Annotated in this window: 6 protein-coding genes; 5 read left to right on the forward strand and 1 reads right to left on the reverse strand. The window is 67.0% G+C overall.

Annotated elements, in window-relative coordinates; all coding sequences use genetic code 11:
* Window positions 1–207 precede the first annotated feature (207 nt).
* From AC5P9C_RS19010 to hglS, 5 genes are all read left to right on the forward strand, one after another.
* A complete protein-coding gene (locus tag AC5P9C_RS19010) occupies window positions 208–579 on the forward strand; it encodes a hypothetical protein (protein ID WP_049468636.1) in 372 nt (123 codons plus the stop codon).
* A 232-nt stretch (window positions 580–811) separates the two neighbouring features.
* Window positions 812–1,222: an EF-hand domain-containing protein gene (locus AC5P9C_RS19015; RefSeq protein WP_057494561.1), complete on the forward strand. Its 411-nt coding sequence runs from the start codon at window positions 812–814 to the stop codon at window positions 1,220–1,222.
* 94 nt (window positions 1,223–1,316) lie between these two features.
* The gene (locus AC5P9C_RS19020; protein WP_057494560.1) at window positions 1,317–2,069 is read left to right on the forward strand and encodes an HAD family hydrolase; all 753 of its coding nucleotides are present in this window, start codon (window positions 1,317–1,319) and stop codon (window positions 2,067–2,069) included.
* A gap of 31 nt (window positions 2,070–2,100) precedes the next feature.
* Complete coding sequence (locus AC5P9C_RS19025) at window positions 2,101–2,589, forward strand: hypothetical protein (protein ID WP_150827434.1); 489 nt, start codon at window positions 2,101–2,103, stop codon at window positions 2,587–2,589.
* Between the two features lie 160 nt (window positions 2,590–2,749).
* Window positions 2,750–4,114: a 2-oxoadipate dioxygenase/decarboxylase HglS gene (hglS, locus tag AC5P9C_RS19030; protein WP_343543956.1), complete on the forward strand. Its 1,365-nt coding sequence runs from the start codon at window positions 2,750–2,752 to the stop codon at window positions 4,112–4,114.
* 145 nt (window positions 4,115–4,259) lie between these two features.
* Here the strand turns inward: hglS and scpC are convergent, their stop codons facing one another.
* Complete coding sequence (gene scpC / locus AC5P9C_RS19035) at window positions 4,260–5,774, reverse strand: succinyl-CoA:acetate CoA-transferase ScpC (RefSeq protein ID WP_049412239.1); 1,515 nt, start codon at window positions 5,772–5,774, stop codon at window positions 4,260–4,262.
* Between the last annotated feature and the right edge of the window lie 446 nt (window positions 5,775–6,220).

The raw sequence follows: 6,220 nt of genomic DNA on the forward strand, positions 1-6,220 counted from the left end.
CCTCGACAATTTCCCGCTGCTCTTGGTAGGTGTCGACCTTGGTCGACACGGTAGATCCACGCCATGCGTGGGTGCTTTCCGTCCAACCCCGGAGATAGTCGATCTCGATGGAGATTCGTCCACGCATGGCGTGGATCTACCGGGGCCAGCGGATTGGGTCCGGGGCAGATCCCTTACACTGGCCGCCATCCCACCGTTGCCCACCCGATGAACCTTCCCCTGCACTTCGGCCTGCTCGGCACCCTGGAAGCGGGCGCCATCGCCCTGCTGGTCGGCCTGCTGGTGTACCTGCTGTGGTCGCGGCTGTGCCGGCTGCTGCACTGGTCGATGGGCCATGCGATCGGCTGGGCCTGCGTCATCTCGGTGGTGATCTCCGCCGGCATCGATGCGTGGAAGCTGTTCTACATGGGCATCGTGCGGCTGGAATCACCGCTGTACGCGCGCCTGTTCCTGGCCACCATCCACGATCCGAACGAACTCGGCAGCCGGGTGGTGCTGGAAATCGCCGGCGCGCTGGCCGGGGTCGCACTGGGCTGGGTGATGTTCAGTTCGCGGTCATCGGAAAAAACCGTCGACTGACGCAGGTTTTTCGTTGCCTCGCGGTTAAACGCGAAGGCGTTGAATGCCGGGCTTATGAGCCACTCACTTCCTGCTAACCACCGCGCTAACGCATGCGCGCTGGCCAGTGGTTAATCATGCGTGTGGGCGCCGGTTGCGGGGCAAAATCGATTCAGAAACGCGGTGGCAGGGTAGGTGCCGTGCGGAAACAACAGGCCGCGCAACACCACCCAACAGGTAGGAGACAGCCCTGATGACTATTCGCAACCGCAAGCCCCTGATCGCCCTGATCGTCGCCGCTGCCAGCGTGCTGGCCCTCCCGGCGATGGCCCAGTCGGCCAAGCAGCAGGCCGCACATGCCCAGAATGAAGCGGCGCAGGCCCAGCAGGCGGCGGCACAGGCGGGCCAGGCGGCCGACCAGGCCTCCAACGCGGCTGCAGCGGCCTCGGCGCAGGCCAACGGCGGTGGCCAGACCTGGGCCAGCATCGATACCGATGGCAACGGCACCATCAGCAAGTCCGAGGCCCAGGTGAACGCGGGCCTGGCCCAGGTATTCGACCAGGCCGACAGCAACAAGGACGGCGAGCTGAGCGCCGACGAGTACAAGGCCTACGTGGCCGCCCAGCAGGCCGGCGCGGGTGCCGGCGCGGCGCAGGGCCGCTGATCCAGGCTAGATTCGGGAAGACCGGTGCATGGAACCCGGGCGGCGGTGGCCGCCCGGGTTTTTCCCGTCATCGCGGCCCCTGTATCCTTGGCCGATGAACACCTCCATGCCTGCGCCGTCGCGCGCCATCGGCCTGGTCGGTTTTGACGGTGACGATACGCTGTGGAAGAGCGAGGACTACTACCGCAAGGCCGAGCAGGATTACCTTGACCTGTTGTCGCGCTACGTCGACGTGCACGACACCCAGACCGCGCGCCACCTGCTGGAAGTGCAGCAGCGCCACCTGGGCACCTTCGGCTACGGCGTGAAGAGCATGACCCTGTCGATGATCGAAGCGGCCATCGACATCACCGGCCAGCGCATCGAGGCCCGGGACATCCAGCGCATCCTCGACATCGGCCACGACACCCTGCGTCACCCGGTGGAGCTGATCGACGGAGTGCGCGACGCGGTGGCGGCCATTGCCGAGCACTACCCGGTGGTGCTGATCACCAAGGGTGACCTGTTCCACCAGGAAGCGAAGATCAAGGTCGCCAACCTGGCCGAGCTGTTCCCGCGCATCGAGATCGTCTCCGAGAAGGACCCGGAAACCTACGCTCGCGTGCTGGCCGAGTTCGACCTGCCGATGGAGCGCTTCGTGATGGTCGGCAACTCGCTGCGTTCGGATATCGAGCCGGTGGTCACCCTCGGTGGCTGGGGCGTGCATACCCCCTACGCGGTGACCTGGGCCCACGAGACCCAGCACGGCGTGGCCGATGACGAGCCGCGCATGGTCACCGCCGATACCGCCCGCGACTGGCCGGCTGCGCTGGCGGCGATCGAGGCCAAGGCCGCCGCGGCGGCCTGACAGGGCGCGGCGGCTGCGGCAGAATCGGGGCATGAACCACCGACTGCGCGCGCTGTTGCTGTCCCTGCTGCTGGTGCCGGCCACCGTGCTGGCCCAGCAGACCGCCGAGCGTTCGGCGGACTACACGGTGGAAACCGGTGACCGCTGGATCGATGCCCAGCTGCAGGACATCAACCACTACGCCGAACGCTACCCCGACGCCTTCCTCGATGAAGTGTCGCGCTACGCCGATGTCCCCCGCGGCTACCTCAATGCGCTGTTCACCACCCATGGCTGGCAGGCCGGGGATATCTATTTCGCCTGTTTCTGGGCCAAGGCCAGCGGACAGACCTGCCGCGACAGCGTGCGCGCCTTCAGCCAGAACCCGGAGGGGGGCTGGGAGGCCGTGGTGAAGCGCATGCCCACCAGGCCGGAGAACCTGCATTACCGTGCCGTGCGCCACGCCATCGTGGCCAGCTACCGGCACTGGGACCGGCCGATTACCCTGGATGCCACGCTGAAGCGCCAGTTGAAGCGGTAGTGCCGGCCGCTGGCCGGCAACTGCACCCTTCCAGGCATCAGGAGGTTGCCGGCCAGCGGCCGGCGCTACCCGGTCATGTTGCTCTGCATATCGCCGCCGCACCGCGCTCCGGCGACAATACGGGTCCGAGCTGTTCCCTGTTCCCGTGATCGAGTGACTGATGAGCGCCTCTTTCGTTTCGCCTGATGTGATCCGCCGCCTGTTCGCGCAGGCCATGTCCCGCATGTACCGCACCGAAGTGCCGCTGTACGGCACGCTGGTGGAACTGGTGGAGCGGATCAACGCGCAGGTGCTTGCCCAGGACCCGGCACTGGCCGCGCAGCTGCAACGCAACGACGAGCGTGCGCGCCTGGACGAGGAGCGCCACGGCGCGATCCGCGTCGGCACCGCCGAAGAGCTGGCCACGTTGCGCCGCCTGTTTACAGTGATGGGCATGTACCCGGTCGGCTACTACGACCTGTCGGTGGCCGGCGTACCGGTGCACTCCACCGCGTTCCGGCCGCTGACCGGCGCGGCGCTGGCGCAGAATCCGTTCCGCGTGTTCACCTCGCTGCTGCGCCTGGAGCTGATCGAAGACCAAGCCCTGCGTGCCGAATCGGCGAAGATCCTGGCACGCCGCCGCATCTTCACCGACGGTGCGCTGGCGCTGATCGACCAGGCCGAGCGTGACGGTGGGCTGTCGCAGGCCGACGCCGAGCGCTTCGTCGATGAAGCCCTGGAGACCTTCCGCTGGCACGGCGATGCCACGGTCGACCTGCCGACCTACCACGCGCTGCACAACGCGCACCGGCTGGTGGCCGACGTGGTCAGTTTCCGCGGCCCGCACATCAACCATCTGACCCCGCGCACGCTGGACATCGACGCCGCGCAGGCGGCGATGATCGAGCACGGCATGGCGGCCAAGGCGGTGATCGAAGGCCCGCCGCGCCGCGCCTGCCCGATCCTGCTGCGCCAGACCAGCTTCAAGGCGCTGGAAGAGGCCGTGCATTTCCCGGATGCGGACGGTGGCGATGCCGGCACCCACACCGCGCGCTTCGGCGAGATCGAACAGCGCGGCCTTGCGCTGACCCCGAAGGGCCGCGCGCTGTACGACCAGCTGCTGTCGCAGGCACGTGATGCCGGCGGCGAAGGCAGTACCGGTGGCGACTACGGCCAGCGCCTGCAGGCGGTGTTCGCCAGCTTCCCGGATGACCATGACACGCTGCGCCAGGAAGGATTGGGCTACTACCGCTACCAGCTGACCGACGCCGGCCGCGCCGCGCCGGAGCGCGTGGCCGATCTGCCTGCCGAAGTGCTGGTGGCCGCCGGCCTGGCCACGGCCGATCCGATCGTCTACGAGGATTTCCTGCCGGTCAGCGCCGCGGGCATCTTCCAGTCGAACCTGGGCGGCGAAGAACAACGCGCGTATGCCGCACATGCCAACCGCGAGGCGTTCGAGCAGGCACTGGGCGTGGCGGTGAATGACGAGTTCGAGATCTACGAGCGTCTGCAGGCCGAATCGCTGGCGGCGTTGCGCACCGCGTAAAGGCAGAGCCGGCCGCTGGCCGGGCAACGCGTGAAAGGTAGAGCCGGCCGCTGGCCGGGCACCGCGTGGAGGTAGAGCCGGCCGCTGGCCGGCTGTAGGGGGAAGCCGGCCAGCGGCCGGCTCTACCCGATGTCCGGACCCGGGGTCAGCCCTTCATCGTGCCGGTATCCAGCCAGCGCTGGTGCCACGACAGCGCTTCCGGCAGCAGGTGCGGGGTGTGCTTGCCGTAGCTTTCGCGGCTGGCACGGTCGAAGTAATCCTGCAGCTGCGGACGGAAATCCGGATGCGCGCAGTTGTCGATCAGCACCTGCGCGCGCTTGCGCGGGGTCAGGCCGCGCAGGTCGGCCAGGCCCTGTTCGGTGACGATCACCGACACGTCGTGCTCGGTGTGGTCGACATGGCTGGCCATCGGCACGATCGCCGAGATGGTGCCGTTCTTGGCAGTGGACGGGCTCAGGAACGCCGACAGGAAACCGTTACGGGCAAAGTCACCCGAACCGCCAATGCCGTTCATGATCCGCGTGCCCATCACGTGCGTCGAATTGACGTTGCCGTAGATGTCCACCTCGATCATGCCGTTCATGCCGATGCAGCCCAGGCGGCGCACCAGTTCGGGATGGTTGGAGATCTCCTGCGTGCGCATGATGATGCGCTCGCGGTAGAAATCGATGTTCTCCTTGAACGTCTCGTTGGCCTGCGGGCTCAGCGCGAAGCCGGTACACGAGGCGTAGCTCAGCACGCCGTCGCGCAGCAGGTCGAGCATGCCGTCCTGGATCACTTCGGTGAACGCAGCCAGGTCGCGGAAACCGCTCTTGGCCAGGCCGGCCAGCACGGCGTTGGGGATGTTGCCCACGCCCGACTGCAGCGGCAGCAGGTTCGGCGGCAGGCGGCCCTTCTTCACTTCGTGCTTGAGGAACTCGATCAGGTGCGAAGCGATCTGCTCGCTGGTCGCATCGATCGGGCTGAACGGGCTGTTGCGGTCCGGGCCGTTGGTGCGCACCACGGCCACGATCTTGTCCGGGTCGCAGCGCAGCGCGGTGTCGCCGATGCGGTCGTTGGCGTTCACCAGCGGAATCGGCTTGCGGTGCGGCGGCAGCGCGGTGCCGTAGTAGATGTCATGCATGCCGTCGACGCCGGCGGGCTGCCATTCGTTGACCTCGACGATCACCTTCTTCGCCAGGTCCAGCCAGGTCTTGTTGTTGCCGACCGAGGTGGAGGGCACCAGCGAGCCATCCTCGCGGATGGCCGAGACTTCGATCACGGCGGTATCGATCTCGCCATAGAAGCCGAACCACACGTGCTGGGCGACGTGGCTGAGGTGGATGTCGATGTAATCCAGCTTGCCCTCGTTGATGCGGTTGCGCGCATCCGGATCGCTCTGGAACGGCATGCGCATGGCGATGCCATCGGCCTTGGCCAGCGCGCCATCCAGTTCCGGCGCAGTGGAGGCGCCGGTCATCAGCTTGATCTGGAAGGGCTGGCCCTGGGCGTGCACCGCTTCGATGCGGCGGGCCAGTTCGACGGGGACGGCCTTGGGATACCCGGAGCCGGTAAAGCCGCTCATGGCCACGGTTTCACCGGGCTGGATCAGCGCGGCTGCGGCCTCGGCGGAGACCACGCGGTCACGAAGACGCGCGTTGGCGATGCGATCAACAGACATGACGACAGTGTTTCTGGGGGGAAACCCGATTATCGGCCATCCTCATCCGTACGGGGGGTTCTACCTTCGTGGAATGGCTTTTCCCCCAGGGGCTCACCCATACCCACCGGTTCTGTTTTGCAGTGCAGCGTGCAAAGTGCTTTCGCAGCCCGCACGATGGCCCTGCATCCCGACGTGGGGGAGGGAGCAGAGCCCGCTGGCAGTTCGCTGCAAGCGGGCTTTTTTATTGCCCGTCGCCCCGTATGAATGCGCGGTGCCCATTATCGGTAGTGCTGGCCGCTGGCCGGCAACCCCATCAACCTTCGGCGGGATCATCGGATCTGCCGGCCAGCGGCCGGCACTACCAGGTCATCGGATCTGCCGGCCAGCGGCCGGCACTACCAGGTCATCGGATCTGCCGGCCAGCGGCCGGCACTACCAGGTCATCGGATCTGCCGGCCAGCGGC

The sequence above is a fragment of the Stenotrophomonas sp. YJH_SMC_10 genome (assembly GCF_059371555.1).

Bases quoted from the DNA above. Each gene is read 5' to 3' on its own strand.
- hglS (WP_343543956.1), top strand. From the start codon at position 2,750: ATGAGCGCCTCTTTCGTTTCGCCTGATGTGATCCGCCGCCTGTTCGCG.
- AC5P9C_RS19010 (WP_049468636.1), top strand. From the start codon at position 208: ATGAACCTTCCCCTGCACTTCGGCCTGCTCGGCACCCTGGAAGCGGGC.
- AC5P9C_RS19020 (WP_057494560.1), top strand. From the start codon at position 1,317: ATGAACACCTCCATGCCTGCGCCGTCGCGCGCCATCGGCCTGGTCGGT.
- AC5P9C_RS19025 (WP_150827434.1), top strand. From the start codon at position 2,101: ATGAACCACCGACTGCGCGCGCTGTTGCTGTCCCTGCTGCTGGTGCCG.
- AC5P9C_RS19015 (WP_057494561.1), top strand. From the start codon at position 812: ATGACTATTCGCAACCGCAAGCCCCTGATCGCCCTGATCGTCGCCGCT.
- scpC (WP_049412239.1), bottom strand. From the start codon at position 5,774: ATGTCTGTTGATCGCATCGCCAACGCGCGTCTTCGTGACCGCGTGGTC.